Raw genomic sequence first — 19462 nt, forward strand, 5'->3', positions numbered from 1 at the left:
AAGAATGGCATGTATCGACCCAAAACAACCGGGAGGGGGATTGATGTCTCAGCCAGCGAAAGTCTTGCTGTTGTATGCCCATCCGGAATCTCAGGACTCGGTTGCTAACCGGGTACTGCTTAAACCGGCCATACAGCACAATAACGTAACCGTGCACGATCTTTATGCGCGCTATCCTGATTTTTTTATCGACACGCCCTATGAACAAGCCCTGTTACGTGAGCACGACGTCATTGTTTTTCAGCATCCCCTTTACACCTATAGCTGTCCGGCTTTACTGAAAGAATGGCTTGATCGCGTTTTGAGTCGGGGGTTCGCCAGCGGACCAGGGGGAAACCAACTGGTGGGAAAGTACTGGCGTAGCGTGATTACGACCGGCGAGCCGGAGAGCGCTTACCGGTATGACGCGCTAAACCGCTATCCAATGAGCGATGTACTCCGCCCCTTTGAACTGACCGCGGCCATGTGTCGGATGCACTGGATGCCGCCCATTATTGTGTACTGGGCGCGCCGCCAGTCGCCGCAGACGCTGGCCAGTCATGCGAAAGCCTATGGCGAGTGGCTGGCGAATCCTGTGAGCGCGGGAGGCTATTGATGGAAGGTGCTGATTTATTGACCGCGGGAGTGTTGTTCCTCTTCGCGGCGGTGGCGGCGGTGCCGTTAGCCGCCAGGCTGGGCATCGGCGCGGTGCTAGGGTATTTGCTGGCGGGAATCGCGATTGGTCCGTGGGGACTGGGCTTCATCAGCGACGTCGACGAAATTCTTCACTTCTCCGAACTGGGCGTCGTGTTTCTGATGTTTATCATTGGTCTCGAACTCAATCCGTCCCGGCTTTGGCAACTGCGGCGCTCTATCTTCGGCGTCGGCGCTGCTCAGGTGCTGTTAAGCGCGGCGGTGCTGGCGGGATTATTGATGCTTGCTGATTTCTTATGGCAGGCGGCGGTCGTCGGCGGGATTGGCCTGGCGATGTCTTCGACGGCGATGGCGCTACAACTGATGCGCGAGAAAGGCATGAATCGTAGCGAGTCCGGGCAGTTAGGGTTTTCCGTCTTACTGTTTCAGGATTTAGCGGTGATCCCCGCGCTGGCGTTGGTGCCTTTATTGGCGGGATCGGCCGACGAGCATTTCGACTGGTTTAAAGTGGCAATGAAGGTACTGGCTTTCGCGGTAATGCTGATTGGCGGTCGTTACCTGCTGCGCCCGGTATTTCGTTTTATTGCTGCGTCTGGCGTGCGGGAGGTCTTCACTGCCGCGACGCTGTTGCTGGTGTTGAGCGCCGCCTTATTTATGGATGCGCTGGGACTGTCGATGGCCCTGGGAACCTTCATTGCCGGCGTTTTACTGGCAGAGAGTGAATACCGGCATGAGCTGGAAAACGCTATCGATCCCTTTAAAGGTTTACTGCTTGGGCTGTTCTTTATCTCCGTCGGTATGTCGCTAAATCTCGGCGTACTTTATACCCATTTACTGTGGGTGGCGGCGAGCGTTGTTATTCTGGTCGTCATAAAAATGTTGACGCTGTATCTGCTGGCGCGGCTATATGGAATAAGAAGTTCTGAACGGATGCAGTTTGCCAGCGTGCTGAGTCAGGGGGGCGAGTTCGCTTTTGTGCTCTTTTCTACCGCCTCTTCTCAGCGCCTGTTTCAGGGCGATCAGATGGCGTTATTATTGGTGACTGTCACGTTATCAATGATGACCACGCCGCTACTGATGAAAGGGATTGATAAGTGGTTATCGCGCCGCCTTAATGGCCCGGAAGAGAATGATGAAAAGCCGTGGGTTGAGGATGATAAGCCCCAGGTAATTGTCGTCGGCTTTGGCCGTTTTGGTCAGGTGATCGCTCGCTTATTGATGGCGAATAAGATGCGTATCACCGTGCTGGAACGCGATATCGGCGCCGTTAATCTGATGCGCAAATATGGTTATAAAGTGTATTACGGCGACGCTACACAAGTCGAGCTGCTGCGTTCTGCGGGCGCGGAAGCGGCGGAGTCGATAGTCATCACGTGTAATGAACCGGAAGACACGATGAAGCTGGTGGAGTTGTGTCAGCAGCATTTTCCTCATCTGCATATTCTTGCGCGAGCGCGTGGACGTGTGGAGGCCCATGAGTTATTACAGGCTGGCGTCACGCAGTTTTCCCGTGAAACGTTTTCCAGCGCGCTGGAACTGGGACGTAAAACTCTGGTGTCGTTAGGTATGCATCCGCATCAGGCGCAACGCGCGCAGTTGCATTTTCGTCGGCTGGATATGCGAATGCTGCGGGAGCTGATCCCGGAGCATAGCGACATGGTACAGATTTCGCGCGCCAGAGAGGCCCGACGCGAGCTGGAGGAGATTTTTCAGCGCGAAATGCAACAGGAGCGTCGCCAGCTGGATGGCTGGGATGAATTTGAGTAGAGGTGAACAATGGCAATCCGTAAACGTTTTATTGCAGGCGCGAAATGTCCAGCCTGTCAGGCGCAGGACACAATGGCGATGTGGCGTGAAAATAATGTCGATATTGTTGAATGCGTTAAGTGCGGGCATCAAATGCGGGAGGCGGATAAAGACGTTCGCGAGCATGTTCGCAAAGAAGAGCAAGTGATTGGGATTTTTCATCCGGACTAGCGATATGCCGCAGGTTTTTTTAAGCTAAGGGGTACACGGCTGCAGAATTCCGCTACAATCTGCGCCACTATTCTTCCCATGCTCAGGAGATATCATGAAAGTAGCAAAAGACCTGGTGGTCAGCCTGGCCTATCAGGTACGTACAGAAGACGGTGTGTTGGTTGATGAGTCTCCGGTGAGTGCGCCGCTGGATTACCTGCACGGCCACGGCTCTCTGATCTCTGGCCTGGAAACGGCGCTGGAAGGCCATGAAGTTGGCGACAAATTTGATGTCGCTGTTGGTGCGAACGACGCTTACGGCCAGTATGACGAAAATCTGGTGCAGCGTGTGCCTAAAGACGTCTTTATGGGCGTTGATGAACTGCAGGTAGGGATGCGTTTCCTGGCGGAAACCGACCAGGGCCCGGTACCGGTAGAGATTACCGAAGTGGAAGACGATCACGTTGTGGTTGATGGTAACCACATGCTGGCGGGCCAGAATCTGAAATTTAACGTAGAAGTTGTTGCGATTCGTGAAGCGACTGAAGAAGAACTGGCTCACGGTCATGTTCACGGCGCGCACGATCACCACCACGATCACGGTGAAGACGGTTGCTGTGGCGGTCATGGTCATGACCATGGTCACGAGCACGGCGGCGAAGGCTGCTGCGGCGGTGGTGGTAAAGGCGGTTGCGGTTGCCATTAATCCCTGTCGTCTTTCAAGCCACCGCGGTGTTGGCTACGCTTTCAAACCCCGGTCACATAGTTATCTATGCTCCCGGGGAATTTTCAAGCTTGCCGCCTTGCTGTGACTCGAAATCCTTAGGGTATTATCATTGGTTCGATAAATCATCGGGCACAAAAAAAGCGGGTTAACCCCGCTTTTTTTTCGTCTCAATAATGCGGCGGCGGCGTTTCTTCTGCCTGAGAGGCGATATTTGACGGCTGACTGGCTTTTAACTTTTCCGTGAGCAAACGCAGATGATCGCGCAGCTTCGCCATCTCCATTTCATGTGCGGTTACCGTCAGGTTTAGTTCTTCTATGGTAATCTCCTGGAACGCCAGACGGCTTTCCAGTTCAGCCAGACGAGCTTCCATCGTGATATCCTGCATGATGTACCTCTTTATGTTGTCTCCGTCGGCGGATTCTACTTAACTTTACCGGCTTTCACAGCAACCATTACGCGCCCTACGAAACTAATTTAAACAAAAAGAGTCTGAAAAGAAGTGATAATAGGGCGTGTTCGTATGTTGATTTGTTCTGCAACGATTTATAGTACGCTTCTTACGTAAGTTAACATGGGGCGAGATGCCCCGGCCCTGGAGATATGGATGAAATCACTGTTTAAAGCCACGCTGCTGGCAACGACGATGGCCGTTGCTATGCACGCACCGATCACTTTTGCTGCTGATGCGGCGAAACCGGCAGCTACCGCTGATAGCAAAGCAGCATTTAAAAACGACGATCAAAAAGCGGCTTATGCGCTGGGCGCCTCGCTGGGTCGTTACATGGAAAATTCGCTTAAAGAGCAGGAAAAGTTGGGCATCAAACTGGATAAAGATCAGTTGATTGCCGGCGTTCAGGATGCCTTTGCCGATAAGAGCAAACTGTCCGATCAGGAAATTGAGCAAACGCTGCAGACGTTTGAAGCACGTGTGAAGAGCGCTGCTCAGGCGAAGATGGAAAAAGACGCTGCCGATAACGAAGCAAAAGGTAAAACGTTCCGTGACGCTTTTGCTAAAGAGAAAGGCGTGAAAACCTCCTCTACCGGTCTGCTTTACAAAGTAGAGAAAGAAGGCACAGGCGAGGCGCCGAAAGATAGCGATACCGTTGTGGTGAACTACAAAGGTACGCTGATCGACGGTAAAGAGTTTGATAACTCTTACACGCGCGGCGAACCGCTCTCCTTCCGTCTGGACGGCGTTATCCCTGGCTGGACTGAAGGCCTGAAAAATATTAAGAAAGGCGGCAAGATCAAGCTGGTTATCCCACCGGCGCTGGCCTACGGTAAAACGGGCGTCCCGGGTATCCCGGCGAACTCCACCCTGGTATTCGACGTAGAGCTGCTGGATATCAAACCAGCGCCGAAAGCGGATGCTAAACCTGCCGATGCGGCTGACGCTAAAGCCGCAGATGCTGCTAAAAAATAAAAACTGAGAGCCGCCGCTTGTAATAGCGGCGGTTTTTTTATTCAGGCCGGATATATTACTCACCATAATTTGATTTGCGGATAACGGCGCTTGCGCTGGTCGTTAAGGGCGAGACCGTAGGCTGAATGACCGCCAACGCACACGTAGTCTGAAATAGACGAGCAAATTAGTACTGGAAAGATGAACCCTCACTGTATTAATTTAATCATCCGCGTAAATAATGAGCCTGCCCTGAAAACATAACGACAGGCTCCTGAAAAGGAGTGTTTTTTTTCATGTCCAGGTCGCTTTTAACCAACGAAACCAGTGAACTTGATTTGCTGGATCAGCGTCCCTTCGAGCAAACCGACTTCGATATTCTGAAATCCTACGAAGCGGTAGTGGACGGGTTAGCGATGCTTATAGGTTCCCATTGTGAAATCGTATTGCACTCTTTGCAGGATCTAAAATGTTCAGCCATTCGTATTGCCAATGGCGAACATACGGGCCGTAAAATTGGCTCGCCGATTACCGACCTGGCGTTGCGTATGTTGCACGACATGACAGGGGCGGACAGTAGCGTGTCGAAATGCTATTTCACGCGCGCGAAAAGCGGTGTCTTGATGAAGTCGTTGACGATTGCCATTCGCAACCGCGAGCAGCGCGTCATTGGTCTACTGTGCATCAACATGAATCTTGATGTGCCATTTTCACAGATTATGAATACCTTTATTCCGCCGGAAACGCCGGAAGTCGGCTCAGCGGTTAATTTTGCCTCCTCAGTCGAAGATTTAGTCACCCAGACGCTGGAGTTCACGATCGAAGAAGTGAATGCCGATCGTAATGTCTCTAACAATGCGAAAAATCGTCAGATCGTCCTTAACTTGTACGAAAAAGGCATTTTCGATATTAAAGACGCCATTAACCAGGTAGCCGATCGTCTGAATATCTCAAAACACACGGTTTACCTCTATATTCGCCAGTTCAAAAGCGGCGATTTTCAGGGGCAGGATAAATAATGCGTTATGCCATTATGGTCACCGGGCCGGCATATGGCACCCAGCAGGCCAGCAGCGCATTGCAGTTCGCCCACGCGCTGCTCAATGAGGGGCATGAGTTAGCCAGCGTCTTTTTCTATCGGGAAGGTGTCTATAACGCCAATCTCCTGACCTCGCCGGCGAGCGATGAATATGATCTGGTACGCGCCTGGCAGAAATTGAATACGCAGCATGGCGTAGCGCTGAACATCTGTGTCGCGGCGGCGCTTCGTCGCGGTATTATTGATGAAACTGAAGCCGGCAGACTGGAGTTGCCGTCCGCCAATCTTCAGCCGGGCTTTACGCTAAGCGGGCTGGGCGCGCTGGCGGAGGCATCTCTCACCTGCGATCGGGTGGTGCAGTTTTAATGAAACGTATTGCATTTGTCTTTTCCACCGCGCCGCACGGCAGCGCCTCAGGCCGTGAAGGACTGGATGCGCTGCTGGCGACGTCAGCGCTAACGGAAGCGCTGGGCGTCTTTTTTATCAGCGACGGCGTCTTTCAGTTATTACCGGGACAAAAACCAGACGCTGTGCTGGCGCGTGACTATATTGCTACTTTCAAGCTCTTTGATTTGTACGATATTGATCAATGCTGGATCTGCGCGGCATCGCTGCGCGAGCGTGGTCTGGAGAACGTTAATTTTGTGGTAGACGCCACGCCGCTGGAACCCGTGGCGTTACGCCGCGAGCTTGGCAACTATGATGTCATCCTGAGATTCTGAGGCGTTTATGCTGCATACCTTACCTCATTGCGCTTCGAGCGTTGATTTTCCCGCTTTGCTGCGCCTGCTAAAAGAGGGCGATGCGCTTTTGTTGCTCCAGGATGGCGTTACCGTCGCGATTGAAGGTAACCGCTTCCTTGAAAGTCTGCGCGATGCCCCCATAACGGTCTATGCCTTGAAAGAAGACATTGACGCCCGCGGCCTGGGTGGTCAAATTTCAGACAGTGTCGTCAGGGTTGACTATACTGATTTTGTCAGACTCACGGTTAAGTATGCCAACCAGATGGCCTGGTGATGGCGGGATCGTTGTATATTTCTTGACACCTTTTCGACACCGCCCTAAAATTCGGCGTCCTCATATTGTGTGAGGGCGTTTTATTACGTGTTTACGAAGCAAAAGCTAAAACCAGGAGCTATTTAATGGCAACAGTTAACCAGCTGGTACGCAAACCACGTGCTCGCAAAGTTGCGAAAAGCAACGTGCCTGCGCTGGAAGCATGCCCGCAAAAACGTGGCGTATGTACTCGTGTATATACTACCACTCCTAAAAAACCGAACTCCGCACTGCGTAAAGTTTGCCGTGTTCGTCTGACTAACGGTTTTGAAGTGACTTCCTACATCGGTGGTGAAGGTCACAACCTGCAGGAGCACTCCGTGATCCTGATCCGTGGCGGTCGTGTTAAAGACCTCCCGGGTGTTCGTTACCACACCGTTCGTGGCGCGCTTGACTGCTCCGGCGTTAAAGACCGTAAGCAAGCTCGTTCTAAGTACGGCGTGAAGCGTCCTAAGGCTTAATGGTTCTCCGTTAAGTAAGGCCAAACGTTTTAAATTAATGTCAAACTAAACTCGTAGAGTTTTGGACAATCCTGAATTAACAACGGAGTATTTCCATGCCACGTCGTCGCGTCATTGGTCAGCGTAAAATTCTGCCGGATCCGAAGTTCGGATCAGAACTGCTGGCTAAATTTGTCAATATCCTGATGGTAGATGGTAAAAAATCTACTGCAGAATCAATCGTATACAGCGCGCTGGAGACCCTGGCTCAGCGTTCTGGTAAATCTGAACTGGAAGCTTTCGAAGTCGCTCTCGAAAACGTTCGCCCGACTGTAGAAGTTAAATCCCGCCGTGTAGGTGGTTCTACTTATCAGGTACCAGTTGAAGTCCGTCCGGTCCGTCGTAATGCTCTGGCAATGCGTTGGATCGTAGAAGCTGCTCGTAAACGCGGTGATAAATCCATGGCTCTGCGTCTGGCGAACGAACTTTCTGACGCTGCAGAAAACAAAGGTACTGCAGTTAAGAAACGTGAAGACGTTCACCGTATGGCAGAAGCCAACAAGGCGTTCGCACACTACCGTTGGTAATCCCTTCGGAGTCATAGTCACCAGGCGGGCGCTTCAGGTAAGTCGCCCGTTTTGGATAACTTAACTGAACGCCTAAAGATATCAACGAGGAATCAAATGGCTCGTACAACACCCATCGCACGCTACCGTAATATCGGTATCAGTGCGCACATCGACGCCGGTAAAACCACTACTACCGAACGTATTCTGTTCTACACCGGTGTAAACCACAAAATCGGTGAAGTTCATGACGGCGCAGCTACCATGGACTGGATGGAGCAGGAGCAGGAGCGTGGTATTACTATCACCTCCGCAGCGACTACTGCATTCTGGTCTGGTATGGCTAAGCAGTATGAACCGCATCGCATCAACATCATCGACACCCCGGGGCACGTTGACTTCACTATCGAAGTAGAACGTTCCATGCGTGTTCTCGATGGTGCGGTAATGGTTTACTGCGCAGTTGGTGGTGTTCAGCCGCAGTCTGAAACCGTATGGCGTCAGGCAAACAAATACAAAGTTCCGCGCATTGCGTTCGTTAACAAAATGGACCGCATGGGCGCGAACTTCCTGAAAGTTGTTGGTCAGATCAAAACCCGTCTGGGCGCGAACCCGGTTCCGCTGCAGCTGGCAATTGGTGCTGAAGAAGGTTTCACCGGCGTTGTTGACCTGGTGAAAATGAAAGCCATCAACTGGAACGATGCCGACCAGGGCGTTACCTTCGAATACGAAGATATCCCGGCTGACATGCAGGACCTGGCTAACGAATGGCACCAGAACCTGATCGAGTCCGCCGCAGAAGCTTCTGAAGAGCTGATGGAAAAATACCTGGGTGGTGAAGAACTGACTGAAGAAGAGATCAAACAAGCTCTGCGTCAGCGCGTTCTGAACAACGAAATCATCCTGGTAACCTGTGGTTCTGCATTCAAGAACAAAGGTGTTCAGGCGATGCTGGATGCGGTAATTGATTACCTGCCATCCCCGGTAGACGTACCTGCGATCAACGGTATTCTGGACGACGGTAAAGATACTCCGGCTGAGCGTCACGCAAGCGACGACGAGCCGTTCTCTGCGCTGGCGTTCAAAATCGCTACCGACCCGTTTGTGGGTAACCTGACCTTCTTCCGTGTGTACTCCGGTGTGGTTAACTCTGGTGATACCGTACTGAACTCCGTGAAAACCGCACGTGAGCGTTTCGGTCGTATCGTTCAGATGCACGCCAACAAACGTGAAGAGATCAAAGAAGTTCGCGCGGGCGACATCGCGGCTGCTATCGGCCTGAAAGACGTGACTACCGGTGACACCCTGTGTGATCCGGAAAACCCGATCATTCTGGAACGTATGGAATTCCCTGAGCCGGTAATCTCCATCGCGGTAGAACCGAAAACCAAAGCTGACCAGGAAAAAATGGGTCTGGCTCTGGGCCGTCTGGCGAAAGAAGACCCGTCATTCCGCGTATGGACTGATGAAGAATCTAACCAGACCATCATCGCTGGTATGGGTGAACTTCACCTGGATATCATCGTTGACCGTATGAAGCGTGAATTCAACGTTGAAGCTAACGTGGGTAAACCTCAGGTTGCTTACCGCGAAGCGATTCGCGCGAAAGTTACCGACATCGAAGGTAAACACGCGAAACAGTCTGGTGGTCGCGGTCAGTATGGTCATGTTGTTATCGACATGTACCCGCTGGAGCCGGGCTCTAACCCGAAAGGTTACGAGTTCATCAACGACATCAAAGGTGGTGTAATTCCTGGCGAATACATCCCGGCCGTTGATAAAGGCATCCAGGAGCAGCTGAAATCTGGCCCGCTGGCGGGTTATCCGGTAGTTGATCTCGGTGTGCGTCTGCACTTCGGTTCTTACCATGACGTTGACTCCTCTGAGCTGGCGTTTAAACTGGCTGCGTCTATCGCCTTTAAAGAAGGCTTTAAGAAAGCAAAACCAGTTCTGCTTGAGCCGATCATGAAGGTTGAAGTAGAAACACCTGAAGAGAATACCGGTGACGTTATCGGCGACCTTAGCCGCCGTCGTGGTATGCTCAAAGGTCAGGAATCTGAAGTTACAGGCGTTAAGATCCACGCTGAAGTACCGCTGTCTGAAATGTTCGGATATGCAACTCAGCTGCGTTCTCTGACCAAAGGTCGCGCATCGTACACTATGGAATTCCTGAAGTATGATGATGCGCCGAACAACGTTGCTCAGGCCGTAATCGAAGCCCGTGGTAAATAAGCCGCAGGGTTAAAAACCAAAATCCCGTGCTCTCTCCTGAAGGGGAGAGCGCTATAGTAAGGAATATAGCCGTGTCTAAAGAAAAATTTGAACGTACAAAACCGCACGTTAACGTCGGCACCATCGGCCACGTTGACCACGGTAAAACTACCCTGACCGCTGCAATCACCACCGTACTGGCTAAAACCTACGGCGGTGCTGCTCGTGCATTCGACCAGATCGATAACGCGCCGGAAGAAAAAGCGCGTGGTATCACCATCAACACTTCTCACGTTGAATACGATACCCCGACCCGCCACTACGCACACGTAGACTGCCCGGGGCACGCCGACTATGTTAAAAACATGATCACCGGTGCTGCTCAGATGGACGGCGCGATCCTGGTTGTTGCTGCGACTGACGGCCCGATGCCGCAGACCCGTGAGCACATCCTGCTGGGTCGTCAGGTAGGCGTTCCGTACATCATCGTGTTCCTGAACAAATGCGACATGGTTGATGACGAAGAGCTGCTGGAACTGGTTGAGATGGAAGTTCGCGAACTGCTGTCTCAGTACGACTTCCCGGGCGACGACACTCCGATCGTTCGTGGTTCTGCTCTGAAAGCGCTGGAAGGCGACGCAGAGTGGGAAGCGAAAATCATCGAACTGGCTGGCTTCCTGGATTCTTACATCCCGGAACCAGAGCGTGCGATTGACAAGCCGTTCCTGCTGCCGATCGAAGACGTATTCTCCATCTCCGGTCGTGGTACCGTTGTTACCGGTCGTGTAGAACGCGGTATCATCAAAGTGGGCGAAGAAGTTGAAATCGTTGGTATCAAAGAGACTCAGAAGTCTACCTGTACTGGCGTTGAAATGTTCCGCAAACTGCTGGACGAAGGCCGTGCCGGTGAGAACGTAGGTGTTCTGCTGCGTGGTATCAAACGTGAAGAAATCGAACGTGGTCAGGTACTGGCTAAGCCGGGCACCATCAAGCCGCACACCAAGTTCGAATCTGAAGTGTACATTCTGTCCAAAGATGAAGGCGGCCGTCATACTCCGTTCTTCAAAGGCTACCGTCCGCAGTTCTACTTCCGTACTACTGACGTGACTGGCACCATCGAACTGCCGGAAGGCGTAGAGATGGTAATGCCGGGCGACAACATCAAAATGGTTGTTACCCTGATCCACCCGATCGCGATGGACGACGGTCTGCGTTTCGCAATCCGTGAAGGCGGCCGTACCGTTGGCGCGGGCGTTGTTGCTAAAGTTCTGGGCTAATTACTCGTTAATTAGTTTTGAATTGAAGAGGGCGCTTCGGCGCCCTTTTTGTTGCCTGCTATTTAGCCGCTGTTATATTTATTCACCCTTTTTAACGCTTCTCCCGTGGCGTAAATCGCTTTGTGCTATTGTAATCATAACCATTCTCATTTACACTTTGTGCGGAAATTGAACGGGAGCGATCATGTACGTTTGTTTGTGTAATGGTATAAGCGATAAAAAAATCCGCCAGGCTGTACGACAATTTCATCCACAGTCATTTCAACAGTTGCGTAAATTTATTCCTGTGGGAAATCAATGTGGTAAGTGTATTCGCGCCGCGCGAGAAGTGATGCAGGATGAGTTAACGCAAATGCCGGAATTTAAAGAGATCGCCTGAGTCACACTCTTTTTTTTGACATCCCTGTAGCCCCATCTACGCTCTAGAGAGTGGAAGCGGAGGGACTATAAAATGAAAGGTGATGTTAAAATCATAAATTATCTCAATAAACTATTGGGAAATGAGCTTGTCGCAATTAATCAGTATTTTCTTCATGCCCGTATGTTCAAAAACTGGGGGCTGACCCGGCTTAATGATGTTGAGTACCATGAATCCATTGATGAGATGAAACACGCCGATAAGTATATTGAGCGTATTTTATTTCTGGAAGGCATACCGAACCTACAGGATCTGGGCAAGCTGGGCATCGGTGAAGATGTCGAAGAGATGCTACGATCGGATCTCCGGCTCGAACTGGAAGGCGCAAAAGATCTACGTGAGGCAATAGCCTATGCCGATAGCGTTCATGACTATGTTAGCCGGGATATGATGATTGAAATTCTTGCCGACGAGGAAGGCCACATCGACTGGCTGGAAACTGAGCTGGATTTGATTGCCAAACTTGGTATGCAAAATTATCTGCAATCACAAATTAAGGTTACCGATTAACCGTCTGGAAAGAAAACTTTCCAACCTGTTATGAAACCCGCCACCGCCAGCCATGGCCCAAAAGGTAGCGGGTTTATTAATGCCGATTTACCTCTCACCAGTAGCGCGACGCCAAACCCGCCACAGGCCAACATAGCGGCAAGGAAAACCAGTAACGGCAGTGTTTCCCAACAATGCCATGCCCCTAAGGCAGCGAGGTACTTGACGTCGCCATATCCAAGCCCCTCTTTCTGATAACGCAGGCGATAGCCCCAGTAAATTAACGCGAATCCGCCATAGCCGGCGATAGCACCCCAAAGCGCATCCGGTAAACGCTCCGGCAGGCAAATCTGGTGATAAAGCAGACCACCCCACAGTAATGGACAGGTAAACCGGTCAGGCAGCAGACCGGTACGCGCGTCGTATATGCCAAGTAATAAAGAGAACGACGCATAAAAAATGAGAAAGGGGAGGGCAACAAACATAAGCAAATCCTCGTCAAGGCTTGTGCTCAGCTTTATAGATTTATGCGACAGCGACAACGACGTATTGCCAGGTTTGCCTGATGCCTTCCAAAGAAAAGGTGCGCGTTGCCATCCCATGCGTACCATCTGGAATCATGCTCGCATAAGAATAAAGCGCTTAATTTCTATCCGACACTTGCGTCAGGCTGAGATTTACGTATAATGCGCGGGCTTGTCGTAATTGACGGCAGGTTCGATTTGAACCTCGAATAGCCGATTTGGCTATTTAACAATGCTCCCAATCGGGGAGCTACGTAAGAACGGTTACACTCTCCCATCAATCGTAATGGGTGTGAGGAGTAATCATTTTCGTTTATAAAATAATTGGAGCTCTGGTCTCATGCAGAACCAAAGAATCCGTATCCGCCTGAAAGCGTTTGATCATCGTCTGATCGATCAATCAACCGCGGAAATCGTCGAGACTGCCAAGCGCACTGGTGCGCAGGTTCGCGGTCCGATCCCGCTGCCGACCCGCAAAGAGCGCTTTACCGTTCTGATCTCTCCGCACGTTAACAAAGATGCGCGCGATCAGTACGAAATTCGCACTCACAAGCGTCTGGTTGACATCGTTGAGCCAACCGAGAAAACCGTTGATGCTCTGATGCGTCTGGACCTGGCTGCCGGTGTAGACGTGCAGATCAGCCTGGGTTAATCAGGTCATCGAGCGATTGAGAGGTTGATACAATGATTGGTTTAGTCGGTAAAAAAGTGGGTATGACCCGCATCTTCACTGAAGATGGCGTCTCTATCCCAGTAACCGTAATCGAAGTTGAAGCAAACCGTGTTACTCAGGTTAAAGACCTGGCTAACGATGGCTACCGCGCTGTTCAGGTTACTACGGGTGCTAAAAAAGCTAACCGTGTCACCAAGCCGGAAGCGGGTCACTTTGCTAAAGCTGGCGTAGAAGCTGGCCGTGGTCTGTGGGAATTCCGTCTGGCTGAAGGCGAAGAATACACCGTAGGTCAGAGCATCAGCGTTGAACTGTTTGCTGACGTTAAAAAAGTTGACGTAACCGGTACCTCTAAAGGTAAAGGTTTCGCTGGTACCGTTAAGCGCTGGAACTTCCGTACCCAGGACGCTACTCACGGTAACTCCTTGTCTCACCGCGTTCCGGGTTCTATCGGTCAGAACCAGACTCCGGGCAAAGTGTTCAAAGGCAAGAAAATGGCAGGTCAGATGGGTAATGAGCGCGTAACCGTTCAGAGCCTTGACGTAGTACGCGTTGACGCTGAGCGCAACCTGCTGCTGGTTAAGGGTGGTGTTCCGGGTGCAACCGGTTGCGACCTGATCGTTAAACCAGCTGTGAAGGCGTAAGGGGATAGCAATGGAATTAGTATTGAAAGACGCGCAGAGCGCGCTGACTGTTTCCGAAACTACCTTCGGTCGTGATTTCAACGAAGCGCTGGTTCACCAGGTTGTTGTTGCTTATGCAGCTGGTGCTCGTCAGGGTACTCGTGCTCAGAAGACTCGTGCTGAAGTAACTGGTTCCGGTAAAAAACCGTGGCGCCAGAAAGGCACTGGCCGTGCGCGTTCAGGTTCTATCAAGAGCCCGATCTGGCGTTCCGGTGGCGTGACCTTCGCTGCTCGTCCGCAGGACCACAGTCAAAAAGTTAACAAGAAGATGTACCGCGGCGCGCTGAAAAGCATCCTGTCCGAACTGGTACGTCAGGATCGTCTGATCGTTGTCGAGAAGTTTTCTGTAGAAGCGCCGAAAACTAAGCTGCTGGCACAGAAACTGAAAGACATGGCTCTGGAAGATGTGCTGATCATCACCGGTGAGCTGGACGAGAACCTGTTCCTGGCCGCACGTAACCTGCACAAGGTTGACGTACGCGATGCGACTGGTATCGACCCGGTTAGCCTGATCGCCTTCGACAAAGTCGTAATGACTGCTGATGCTGTTAAGCAAGTTGAGGAGATGCTGGCATGATTCGTGAAGAACGTCTGCTGAAGGTGCTGCGCGCACCGCACGTTTCTGAAAAAGCGTCTACTGCGATGGAAAAAACTAACACCATCGTTCTCAAAGTTGCTAAAGACGCGACCAAAGCAGAAATCAAAGCTGCTGTGCAGAAACTGTTTGAAGTCGAAGTCGAAGTCGTTAACACCCTGGTCGTTAAAGGGAAAGTTAAACGTCACGGACAGCGTATCGGTCGTCGTAGCGACTGGAAAAAAGCTTACGTCACCCTGAAAGAAGGCCAGAATCTGGACTTCGTCGGTGGCGCTGAGTAAGTCGGAGGAGTAATACAATGGCAGTTGTTAAATGTAAACCGACATCTCCGGGTCGTCGCCACGTCGTTAAAGTGGTCAACCCAGAGCTGCACAAGGGCAAACCTTTTGCTCCGCTGGTTGAAAAAAACAGCAAATCCGGTGGTCGTAACAACAATGGCCGTATCACCACTCGTCATATCGGTGGTGGTCACAAACAGGCTTATCGTATTGTTGACTTCAAACGCAACAAAGACGGTATTCCGGCAGTTGTTGAACGTCTTGAGTACGATCCGAACCGTTCCGCGAACATCGCGCTGGTTCTGTACAAAGACGGCGAACGCCGTTACATCCTGGCCCCGAAAGGCCTGAAAGCTGGCGACCAGATTCAGTCTGGCGTTGATGCTGCAATCAAAGCAGGCAACACCCTGCCGATGCGCAATATCCCGGTTGGTTCTACCGTTCATAACGTAGAAATGAAACCAGGTAAAGGCGGTCAGCTGGCGCGTTCCGCTGGTACTTACGTTCAGATCGTTGCTCGCGATGGCGCTTATGTCACCCTGCGTCTGCGTTCTGGTGAAATGCGTAAAGTCGAAGCAGACTGCCGTGCAACCCTGGGCGAAGTTGGCAATGCTGAGCATATGCTGCGCGTTCTGGGTAAAGCAGGTGCTGCACGCTGGCGTGGCGTTCGTCCTACCGTTCGCGGTACTGCGATGAACCCAGTAGACCACCCACATGGTGGTGGTGAAGGTCGTAACTTTGGTAAGCACCCGGTAACTCCGTGGGGCGTTCAGACCAAAGGTAAGAAGACCCGCAGCAACAAGCGTACTGATAAATTCATCGTACGTCGCCGTAGCAAATAATTTTAGAGGATAAGCCATGCCACGTTCTCTCAAGAAAGGTCCTTTTATTGACCTGCACTTGCTGAAGAAGGTAGAGAAAGCGGTGGAAAGCGGAGACAAGAAGCCCCTGCGCACCTGGTCCCGTCGTTCAACGATCTTTCCTAACATGATCGGTTTGACCATCGCTGTCCATAATGGTCGTCAGCACGTTCCGGTATTTGTTTCCGACGAAATGGTCGGTCACAAACTGGGTGAATTCGCACCGACTCGTACTTATCGCGGCCACGCTGCTGATAAAAAAGCGAAGAAGAAATAAGGTAGGAGGAAGAGATGGAAACTATCGCTAAACATCGCCATGCTCGTTCTTCTGCTCAGAAGGTTCGCCTTGTTGCTGACCTGATTCGCGGTAAGAAAGTGTCGCAGGCTCTGGATATTCTGACCTACACCAACAAGAAAGCGGCTGTACTGGTCAAGAAAGTTCTGGAATCTGCCATTGCTAACGCTGAACACAACGATGGCGCTGACATTGACGATCTGAAAGTTACGAAAATTTTCGTAGACGAAGGCCCGAGCATGAAGCGCATTATGCCGCGTGCAAAAGGTCGTGCAGATCGCATCCTGAAGCGCACCAGCCACATCACTGTGGTTGTGTCCGATCGCTGAGACTCTGGAGACTAGCAATGGGTCAGAAAGTACATCCTAATGGTATTCGCCTGGGTATTGTAAAACCATGGAACTCTACCTGGTTTGCGAACACCAAAGAATTCGCTGACAACCTGGACAGCGATTTTAAAGTACGTCAGTACCTGACGAAGGAACTGGCTAAAGCGTCTGTATCTCGTATCGTTATCGAGCGTCCGGCTAAGAGCATCCGTGTGACTATTCACACCGCTCGCCCGGGTATCGTTATCGGTAAAAAAGGTGAAGACGTAGAAAAACTGCGTAAGGTCGTAGCGGATATCGCTGGCGTTCCTGCACAGATCAATATCGCCGAAGTTCGTAAACCTGAACTGGACGCTAAACTGGTTGCTGACAGCATCACTTCTCAGCTGGAACGTCGCGTGATGTTCCGTCGTGCGATGAAGCGTGCTGTACAGAACGCCATGCGTCTGGGCGCTAAAGGTATCAAAGTTGAAGTTAGCGGCCGTCTGGGCGGCGCGGAAATCGCACGTACCGAATGGTACCGCGAAGGTCGCGTACCTCTGCACACTCTGCGTGCTGACATCGACTACAACACCTCTGAAGCGCACACCACTTATGGTGTAATCGGCGTTAAAGTGTGGATCTTCAAAGGCGAGATCCTGGGTGGTATGGCTGCTGTTGAACAACCGGAAAAACCGGCTGCTCAACCGAAAAAGCAGCAGCGTAAAGGCCGTAAATAAGGAGCGTCGCTGATGTTACAACCAAAGCGTACAAAATTCCGTAAAATGCACAAAGGCCGCAACCGTGGTCTGGCTGCAGGCGCGGATGTTAGCTTCGGCAGCTTCGGCCTGAAAGCTGTTGGCCGTGGTCGTCTGACTGCCCGTCAGATCGAAGCAGCACGTCGTGCTATGACCCGTGCAGTTAAGCGTCAAGGTAAGATCTGGATCCGTGTATTCCCGGACAAACCGATCACTGAAAAGCCGCTGGCAGTGCGTATGGGTAAAGGTAAAGGTAACGTGGAGTATTGGGTTGCCTTGATTCAGCCGGGTAAAGTCCTGTATGAAATGGACGGCGTACCGGAAGAGCTGGCCCGTGAAGCATTCAAGCTGGCAGCAGCGAAACTGCCGATTAAAACCACCTTTGTAACTAAGACGGTGATGTAATGAAAGCAAAAGAGCTGCGTGAGAAGAGCGTTGAAGAGCTGAACACCGAGCTACTGAACCTGCTGCGTGAGCAGTTCAACCTGCGTATGCAGGCTGCAAGTGGCCAGCTGCAACAGTCTCACCTGTTGAAGCAAGTGCGTCGTGATGTCGCACGCGTTAAGACTTTACTGACTGAGAAGGCGGGTGCGTAATGACCGATAAAATCCGTACTCTGCAAGGTCGCGTGGTTAGCGACAAAATGGAGAAATCCATTGTTGTTGCTATCGAACGTTTTGTGAAACACCCGATCTACGGTAAATTCATCAAGCGTACGACCAAAATGCACGTACATGACGAGAACAACGAATGCGGTATCGGCGACGTGGTTGAAATCCGCGAATGCCGTCCGCTGTCCAAGACTAAATCCTGGACTCTGGTTCGCGTTGTAGAGAAAGCGGTTCTGTAATACAGTACGCATTCTCAACGAATAAACGGCTCAGCGATGGGCCGTTTATTTTTTCTACCCATATCTGATTTGCGGTGTTATAATGCCGCGCCCTCGATATGGGGTTTTTTTAACGACCTGATTTTCGGGTCTCAGTAGTAGTTGACATTAGCGGAGCACTAAAATGATCCAAGAACAGACTATGCTGAACGTCGCCGACAACTCCGGTGCACGTCGCGTAATGTGTATCAAGGTTCTGGGTGGCTCGCACCGTCGCTACGCAGGCGTAGGCGACATCATTAAGATCACCATCAAAGAAGCGATTCCGCGTGGTAAGGTCAAAAAAGGTGATGTGCTGAAGGCGGTAGTGGTGCGCACCAAGAAGGGTGTTCGTCGCCCGGACGGTTCTGTCATTCGCTTCGATGGTAATGCATGCGTTATTTTAAACAATAACAGCGAGCAGCCTATCGGTACGCGTATTTTTGGGCCGGTAACTCGTGAACTTCGTAACGAGAAGTTCATGAAAATTATCTCTCTGGCACCAGAAGTACTCTAAGGAGCGAATCATGGCAGCGAAAATCCGTCGTGATGACGAAGTTATCGTGTTAACCGGTAAAGATAAAGGTAAACGCGGTAAAGTTAAGAATGTCCTGTCTTCCGGCAAGGTCATTGTTGAAGGTATCAACCTGGTTAAGAAACACCAGAAGCCGGTTCCGGCTCTGAACCAACCGGGCGGCATCGTTGAAAAAGAAGCTGCAATTCAGGTTTCTAACGTTGCAATCTTCAATGCGGCAACCGGCAAGGCTGACCGTGTAGGCTTTAGATTCGAAGACGGCAAAAAAGTCCGTTTCTTCAAGTCTAACAGCGAAACTATCAAGTAATTTGGAGTAGTACGATGGCGAAACTGCATGATTACTACAAAGACGAAGTAGTTAACAAACTCATGACTGAGTTTAACTACAATTCTGTCATGCAAGTCCCTCGGGTCGAGAAGATCACCCTGAACATGGGTGTTGGTGAAGCGATCGCTGACAAGAAACTGCTGGATAACGCAGCAGCAGACCTGACAGCAATCTCCGGTCAAAAACCGTTGATCACCAAAGCACGCAAATCTGTTGCAGGCTTCAAAATCCGTCAGGGCTATCCGATCGGCTGTAAAGTAACTCTGCGTGGCGAACGCATGTGGGAGTTCTTTGAGCGCCTGATCACTATTGCTGTTCCTCGTATCCGTGACTTCCGTGGCTTGTCCGCTAAGTCATTCGACGGTCGTGGTAACTACAGCATGGGTGTCCGTGAGCAGATCATCTTCCCAGAAATCGACTACGATAAAGTCGACCGCGTTCGTGGTTTGGATATTACCATTACCACTACTGCGAAATCTGACGAAGAAGGCCGTGCTCTGCTGGCTGCCTTTGACTTCCCGTTCCGCAAGTAAGGTAGGGTTACT

31 protein-coding genes are annotated in these 19462 nt (G+C 51.2%); 29 read left to right on the top strand and 2 right to left on the bottom strand.

The annotated features are described in order from the left end of the window. The first annotated feature begins 43 nt into the window (after positions 1-43). From kefG to slyD, 4 genes are all read left to right on the top strand, one after another. Positions 44-595, top strand: a complete 552-nt coding sequence (gene kefG, locus J1G48_RS01905; protein WP_000081820.1) for a glutathione-regulated potassium-efflux system ancillary protein KefG — start codon at positions 44-46, stop codon at positions 593-595. Continuing rightward, entirely contained in the window at positions 595-2400 is a 1806-nt protein-coding gene (gene kefB / locus J1G48_RS01910) for a glutathione-regulated potassium-efflux system protein KefB (RefSeq protein WP_000398135.1), read from the top strand. Before kefG ends, kefB begins: the two co-directional genes overlap by 1 nt. Before the next feature lie 9 nt (positions 2401-2409). After that, positions 2410-2610, top strand: a complete 201-nt coding sequence (locus J1G48_RS01915; RefSeq protein ID WP_001007735.1) for a YheV family putative zinc ribbon protein — start codon at positions 2410-2412, stop codon at positions 2608-2610. Between the two features lie 94 nt (positions 2611-2704). Further along, positions 2705-3295, top strand: a complete 591-nt coding sequence (gene slyD, locus J1G48_RS01920; RefSeq protein WP_000861341.1) for a peptidylprolyl isomerase — start codon at positions 2705-2707, stop codon at positions 3293-3295. Positions 3296-3483: 188 nt separating this feature from the next. Here the strand turns inward: slyD and J1G48_RS01925 are convergent, their stop codons facing one another. After that, positions 3484-3702, bottom strand: coding sequence for a protein SlyX (locus J1G48_RS01925; protein ID WP_001152701.1), 219 nt, complete (start codon positions 3700-3702; stop codon positions 3484-3486). 219 nt (positions 3703-3921) lie between these two features. Here J1G48_RS01925 and fkpA point away from each other — a divergent pair, with 219 nt between their 5' ends. The 11 genes from fkpA (at position 3922) to bfr (ending at position 12236) form a co-directional block, all read left to right on the top strand. Continuing rightward, positions 3922-4740 (top strand): FKBP-type peptidyl-prolyl cis-trans isomerase, encoded by an 819-nt coding sequence (gene fkpA, locus J1G48_RS01930; protein ID WP_000838225.1) that lies wholly within the window; start codon positions 3922-3924, stop codon positions 4738-4740. A 275-nt stretch (positions 4741-5015) separates the two neighbouring features. Further along, complete coding sequence (locus J1G48_RS01935; protein ID WP_000091471.1) at positions 5016-5738, top strand: transcriptional regulator; 723 nt, start codon at positions 5016-5018, stop codon at positions 5736-5738. Then, positions 5738-6124: a sulfurtransferase complex subunit TusD gene (gene tusD, locus J1G48_RS01940; RefSeq protein WP_001268011.1), complete on the top strand. Its 387-nt coding sequence runs from the start codon at positions 5738-5740 to the stop codon at positions 6122-6124. The genes J1G48_RS01935 and tusD overlap by 1 nt, the downstream gene beginning before the upstream one ends. Then, positions 6124-6480 carry a sulfurtransferase complex subunit TusC gene (tusC, locus tag J1G48_RS01945; RefSeq protein WP_000820705.1) on the top strand — a complete coding sequence of 119 codons (357 nt, stop codon included), beginning with the start codon at positions 6124-6126 and terminating at the stop codon, positions 6478-6480. The genes tusD and tusC overlap by 1 nt, the downstream gene beginning before the upstream one ends. A gap of 7 nt (positions 6481-6487) precedes the next feature. After that, positions 6488-6775, top strand: a complete 288-nt coding sequence (gene tusB / locus J1G48_RS01950) for a sulfurtransferase complex subunit TusB (protein WP_000903399.1) — start codon at positions 6488-6490, stop codon at positions 6773-6775. 125 nt (positions 6776-6900) lie between these two features. Then, entirely contained in the window at positions 6901-7275 is a 375-nt protein-coding gene (gene rpsL, locus J1G48_RS01955) for a 30S ribosomal protein S12 (RefSeq protein ID WP_000246815.1), read from the top strand. 95 nt (positions 7276-7370) lie between these two features. After that, the gene (rpsG, locus tag J1G48_RS01960; protein ID WP_001138043.1) at positions 7371-7841 is read left to right on the top strand and encodes a 30S ribosomal protein S7; all 471 of its coding nucleotides are present in this window, start codon (positions 7371-7373) and stop codon (positions 7839-7841) included. 96 nt (positions 7842-7937) lie between these two features. Further along, positions 7938-10052 carry an elongation factor G gene (gene fusA / locus J1G48_RS01965; protein ID WP_000124693.1) on the top strand — a complete coding sequence of 705 codons (2115 nt, stop codon included), beginning with the start codon at positions 7938-7940 and terminating at the stop codon, positions 10050-10052. Between the two features lie 71 nt (positions 10053-10123). After that, positions 10124-11308, top strand: a complete 1185-nt coding sequence (tuf, locus tag J1G48_RS01970; RefSeq protein WP_000031748.1) for an elongation factor Tu — start codon at positions 10124-10126, stop codon at positions 11306-11308. 184 nt (positions 11309-11492) lie between these two features. Next, positions 11493-11687: a bacterioferritin-associated ferredoxin gene (gene bfd / locus J1G48_RS01975; protein ID WP_000289082.1), complete on the top strand. Its 195-nt coding sequence runs from the start codon at positions 11493-11495 to the stop codon at positions 11685-11687. 72 nt (positions 11688-11759) lie between these two features. Continuing rightward, positions 11760-12236, top strand: coding sequence for a bacterioferritin (gene bfr / locus J1G48_RS01980; protein WP_000675530.1), 477 nt, complete (start codon positions 11760-11762; stop codon positions 12234-12236). On the opposite strand, the gene hopD is transcribed toward bfr, so the two are convergent. Further along, positions 12233-12700, bottom strand: a complete 468-nt coding sequence (hopD, locus tag J1G48_RS01985) for an A24 family peptidase (protein WP_000495848.1) — start codon at positions 12698-12700, stop codon at positions 12233-12235. The genes bfr and hopD overlap by 4 nt on opposite strands. A gap of 379 nt (positions 12701-13079) precedes the next feature. Here hopD and rpsJ point away from each other — a divergent pair, with 379 nt between their 5' ends. The 14 genes from rpsJ to rplE all read left to right on the top strand — a co-directional run bounded on the left by rpsJ (position 13080) and on the right by rplE (position 19450). Beyond that, entirely contained in the window at positions 13080-13391 is a 312-nt protein-coding gene (gene rpsJ, locus J1G48_RS01990) for a 30S ribosomal protein S10 (RefSeq protein WP_001181005.1), read from the top strand. 32 nt (positions 13392-13423) lie between these two features. Beyond that, complete coding sequence (rplC, locus tag J1G48_RS01995) at positions 13424-14053, top strand: 50S ribosomal protein L3 (RefSeq protein WP_000579838.1); 630 nt, start codon at positions 13424-13426, stop codon at positions 14051-14053. A 10-nt stretch (positions 14054-14063) separates the two neighbouring features. Continuing rightward, positions 14064-14669 (top strand): 50S ribosomal protein L4, encoded by a 606-nt coding sequence (gene rplD / locus J1G48_RS02000; RefSeq protein ID WP_000424395.1) that lies wholly within the window; start codon positions 14064-14066, stop codon positions 14667-14669. Next, complete coding sequence (gene rplW / locus J1G48_RS02005; RefSeq protein ID WP_000617546.1) at positions 14666-14968, top strand: 50S ribosomal protein L23; 303 nt, start codon at positions 14666-14668, stop codon at positions 14966-14968. The genes rplD and rplW overlap by 4 nt, the downstream gene beginning before the upstream one ends. Positions 14969-14985: 17 nt before the next feature. After that, on the top strand, positions 14986-15807 hold the full coding sequence (gene rplB / locus J1G48_RS02010) for a 50S ribosomal protein L2 (RefSeq protein ID WP_000301869.1): 822 nt from the start codon (positions 14986-14988) through the stop codon (positions 15805-15807). A 16-nt stretch (positions 15808-15823) separates the two neighbouring features. Beyond that, positions 15824-16102, top strand: a complete 279-nt coding sequence (gene rpsS / locus J1G48_RS02015; RefSeq protein ID WP_001138115.1) for a 30S ribosomal protein S19 — start codon at positions 15824-15826, stop codon at positions 16100-16102. A 14-nt stretch (positions 16103-16116) separates the two neighbouring features. Continuing rightward, positions 16117-16449 carry a 50S ribosomal protein L22 gene (rplV, locus tag J1G48_RS02020; RefSeq protein ID WP_000447529.1) on the top strand — a complete coding sequence of 111 codons (333 nt, stop codon included), beginning with the start codon at positions 16117-16119 and terminating at the stop codon, positions 16447-16449. A gap of 17 nt (positions 16450-16466) precedes the next feature. Next, positions 16467-17168 carry a 30S ribosomal protein S3 gene (gene rpsC, locus J1G48_RS02025; RefSeq protein WP_000529945.1) on the top strand — a complete coding sequence of 234 codons (702 nt, stop codon included), beginning with the start codon at positions 16467-16469 and terminating at the stop codon, positions 17166-17168. A 12-nt stretch (positions 17169-17180) separates the two neighbouring features. Further along, positions 17181-17591, top strand: a complete 411-nt coding sequence (gene rplP, locus J1G48_RS02030) for a 50S ribosomal protein L16 (protein ID WP_000941208.1) — start codon at positions 17181-17183, stop codon at positions 17589-17591. After that, positions 17591-17782 carry a 50S ribosomal protein L29 gene (gene rpmC / locus J1G48_RS02035; RefSeq protein WP_000644742.1) on the top strand — a complete coding sequence of 64 codons (192 nt, stop codon included), beginning with the start codon at positions 17591-17593 and terminating at the stop codon, positions 17780-17782. The genes rplP and rpmC overlap by 1 nt, the downstream gene beginning before the upstream one ends. Beyond that, positions 17782-18036, top strand: a complete 255-nt coding sequence (rpsQ, locus tag J1G48_RS02040; RefSeq protein ID WP_000130101.1) for a 30S ribosomal protein S17 — start codon at positions 17782-17784, stop codon at positions 18034-18036. The genes rpmC and rpsQ overlap by 1 nt, the downstream gene beginning before the upstream one ends. Positions 18037-18199: 163 nt before the next feature. Beyond that, a complete protein-coding gene (rplN, locus tag J1G48_RS02045) occupies positions 18200-18571 on the top strand; it encodes a 50S ribosomal protein L14 (RefSeq protein WP_000613954.1) in 372 nt (123 codons plus the stop codon). A gap of 10 nt (positions 18572-18581) precedes the next feature. After that, positions 18582-18896, top strand: coding sequence for a 50S ribosomal protein L24 (rplX, locus tag J1G48_RS02050; protein WP_000729185.1), 315 nt, complete (start codon positions 18582-18584; stop codon positions 18894-18896). 14 nt (positions 18897-18910) lie between these two features. After that, entirely contained in the window at positions 18911-19450 is a 540-nt protein-coding gene (rplE, locus tag J1G48_RS02055) for a 50S ribosomal protein L5 (RefSeq protein WP_001096206.1), read from the top strand. Positions 19451-19462: the final 12 nt, after the last annotated feature.

This window comes from Salmonella sp. SAL-020, assembly GCF_017372215.1.
Taxonomy (GTDB): domain Bacteria; phylum Pseudomonadota; class Gammaproteobacteria; order Enterobacterales; family Enterobacteriaceae; genus Salmonella; species Salmonella enterica.